3 protein-coding genes are annotated in these 3,015 nt (G+C 35.9%); 1 reads left to right on the top strand and 2 read right to left on the bottom strand.

Annotation, left to right across the window (positions count from 1 at the left end):
• The first annotated feature begins 132 nt into the window (after positions 1–132).
• Positions 133–1,542, top strand: a complete 1,410-nt coding sequence (locus tag AB1422_18480; protein MEW6621287.1) for a radical SAM protein — start codon at positions 133–135, stop codon at positions 1,540–1,542.
• A gap of 5 nt (positions 1,543–1,547) precedes the next feature.
• On the opposite strand, the gene AB1422_18475 is transcribed toward AB1422_18480, so the two are convergent.
• A complete protein-coding gene (locus AB1422_18475; GenBank protein MEW6621286.1) occupies positions 1,548–2,216 on the bottom strand; it encodes an ABC transporter ATP-binding protein in 669 nt (222 codons plus the stop codon).
• A gap of 67 nt (positions 2,217–2,283) precedes the next feature.
• The coding region (locus AB1422_18470) for an FtsX-like permease family protein (protein MEW6621285.1) at positions 2,284–3,015 on the bottom strand (732 nt) is incomplete at its 5' end.

The raw sequence follows: 3,015 nt of genomic DNA, 5'->3' as shown, positions 1-3,015 counted from the left end.
GGAGCCACAATCTCAATTAGTTAGTATTGGGGATAAAATTAGTGGTTATGAGGTCGTGGAGATTACCAGAGAAACCGTTATTTTGAAAAAGGACAAAGAAAAGAAAGTAGTGGAGTTAGAATATTAAGTATTATGTCCTGGAAGTTGATAGAAAAGACTAAGAAATTATTAGACCAGGAGACTGGCGCTTATTACAAGAATAGAAGAGATGTAGCGGTAGTATTAGTTTATCCGAATACCTATTATCTTGGGATGTCCAACCTCGGATTTCAAACTATCTATCAATTATTGAATAAAAGGGATGATACCTGGTGTGAGCGGAGTTTTAAACCAGAGAAAGAGGAATTAAGGGAGTTTCTGAAGTCAAAAACAACCCTATTTAGTCTTGAATCTCAAAGACCACTAAATGAGTTTGACATTATTGCTTTTAGTCTCCCTTTTGAATTAGACTATTTTAATATCCTGCCGATATTAGACCTGGCAAAAATCCCATTGTTGTCCAGAGATAGAGATAAATCTTACCCTTTAATCATTGCTGGTGGAACTGCGGTTACAGCTAACCCAAAACCACTATCTTCATTTATGGATATATTTATAATCGGAGAAGGCGAAGAGGTAGTAAATGAAGTTGTTGATTCTTATTTAATTTCAAGAGATTTGCCAAAGGAGAAGATACTTTTTAATTTAAATCAAATCCCTGGGGTTTATGTTCCATCCTCTGGTCAAAAGGAGTTTAGCAAAAGACACATTCCTTTCTTAGACCTCTATCCAACGAACTCCTGCATCATAACTAAAAACACTGAATTTAGCAATATGTTCCTCATTGAATTGACCAGAGGCTGTCCCCAAATGTGTAAATTTTGTCTTGCCAGCCATTTGTATAAACCATTTCGATATAGAAGCCTGAATGTTATTCTTAGCCAGGTAGAAGAAGGATTAAAATATACTAAAAGGCTCGGATTGGTTGGCGGGGCAATATCCAATCATCCTGATTTACAGGAAATATGCCAGAAGATAAAAGAACTTGGCGGTGAAGTATCTTTATCTTCACTCAGAATTCAGGCAATCACTAAAGAATTACTAAAAACTCTGAATCAAAAAACTATAACCATCGCTCCAGAGGCAGGCTCACCAGGGCTTCGCCAACTAATTAATAAACCTATATCAGATGAGAAAATCATAGAGAAAATAGAATTACTGAATAGCCATCTCCCTCTTACCCTTAAGTTATACTTTATGCTTGGCATTCCAACAGAGACTCAAGAAGATATTAAGGCATTAATTACCTTAATTTCCAATATTAAAGCCAGTTTCAAAGGACGATTAGTCATCAGTATCAATCCATTTATTCCTAAACTTAGCACACCATTTCAAGGTATGGAGATGATTGATAAGGATAGTTTTAATTCAAAATTAAAGAATATTCGGAAAAACCTGCAAAGGATAGAAATAATCAGTGAAAGTATAAAAAGTTCATTAATTCAGTGGCATCTTTCGGTTGGAGATGAGAAAATGGGAGAATTAATTTATTTGTCGAGATGATTCATCTAAGCCCCTTCTTTTAGTTTTCCATCAACTAATTTAAGTCTCCTATCGGCTCTTTTAGCTAACTCGTCATTATGAGTAACCATAATCAGGGTATGATTTTTTTCTCTTATAAGTTTTTCAAGAAGGCTATAGACTTCTTGAGCCGTGTGCCAATCTAAGTTCCCGGTTGGTTCATCGGCTAAAATCAGTTGAGGATTATTTATTAAAGCACGGACTATGGCGACTCGTTGTGCCTCGCCACAGGATAGTTGACCGGGTTTATGGTTTTTTCTTTCGCCTAATCCAACTTCTTCTAAAAACAATTCTGCCTCTTTTTTTATTTTACCTTGTTGCCGTCGAGCAATTAAACCCGGTAACATTACATTTTCCAGGGCACTAAATTCAGGCAGGAGATGATGGAACTGAAAGACGAATCCCATCGATTCGTTCCTGAATCTTGCCAGTTTACTCAATTGGGCAATATTTTCCCCTTCAAAGCGAATCTCTCCTTTATCCGGTTTATCCAGTGTGCCTAAGAGATTAAGCAAGGTGCTTTTGCCCACGCCAGAGGCACCAACGATAACTACAATCTCCCCTTTTTTTACCTCTAAATTTAAGCCGCAAAGCACATTAATCTCTATTTTACCACTTATGTATGATTTATAAACATCAATCGCCTTAAGTATCATCCTATCCTTTTAACCTCTTAACCTTTTTCTTCCCTTCTCTGTTTCTTTACTGACTACTATCTACTTCCTACTCATACCTCAATGCCTCGATTGGTTTTAATGAATTAGCATATCTTGCCGGATAGATTGCCGAAAGCAGACTTAAAATAATCGCAGATAAACTTATAAGTCCAACATCGTTCCATCTTATATGGACGGGAATAGAACTAAGATAATAGACATCACCCGGTAGTTTAATAAATTGATATTTTGCTAATAATTCACACAGTCCTATTCCGGCTAAAAATCCAATAATTGTTCCAACTATGCCGATAATTGCCCCTTCTAATAAAAATATTGCCTGAATACTTAAAGAACTGGCGCCCATAGCCCGGAGTATTCCAATCTCCTTTGTCTTTTCCATCACTCGCATCATTAAGCTTGACGCAATGTTAAATCCAGCAACCAGAATAATCAGGGAAAGGATAATAAACATCACAGTTTTCTCTAATTTTAAGGCAAAAAAGAGGTTTTTATTCATCTGCTCCCAGGTTCTAACCCAATACGGATAGCCTAATTTATTTATTATCTTTTCGGCGAGTTTTGAAACCAGACATATATCACTTGTTTTTACAGTAATGACGCTTACCGCATTTTTTAATCCAAGTAAATCTTGAGTTTCTTTTAAATGAAGACAGGCAAAATTGGCATCGTATTCATACATCCCTGTCTCAAAAATGCCTTTTACAGTCAATTTAGTTGGCAGGAAATTCATTTTATTTTCTTGAGATATAAATAAATTCACCTTATCATTAATTAT

This window comes from bacterium (genome assembly GCA_040757115.1).
Lineage (GTDB): Bacteria > UBA9089 > CG2-30-40-21 > CG2-30-40-21 > SBAY01 > JBFLXS01.
This window is presented reverse-complemented; position numbering and strand designations above follow the sequence as displayed.

Coding starts and splice junctions, on each gene's coding strand:
- AB1422_18480 (MEW6621287.1), top strand. CDS start 133: ATGTCCTGGAAGTTGATAGAAAAGACTAAGAAATTATTAGACCAGGAG.
- AB1422_18475 (MEW6621286.1), bottom strand. CDS start 2,216: ATGATACTTAAGGCGATTGATGTTTATAAATCATACATAAGTGGTAAA.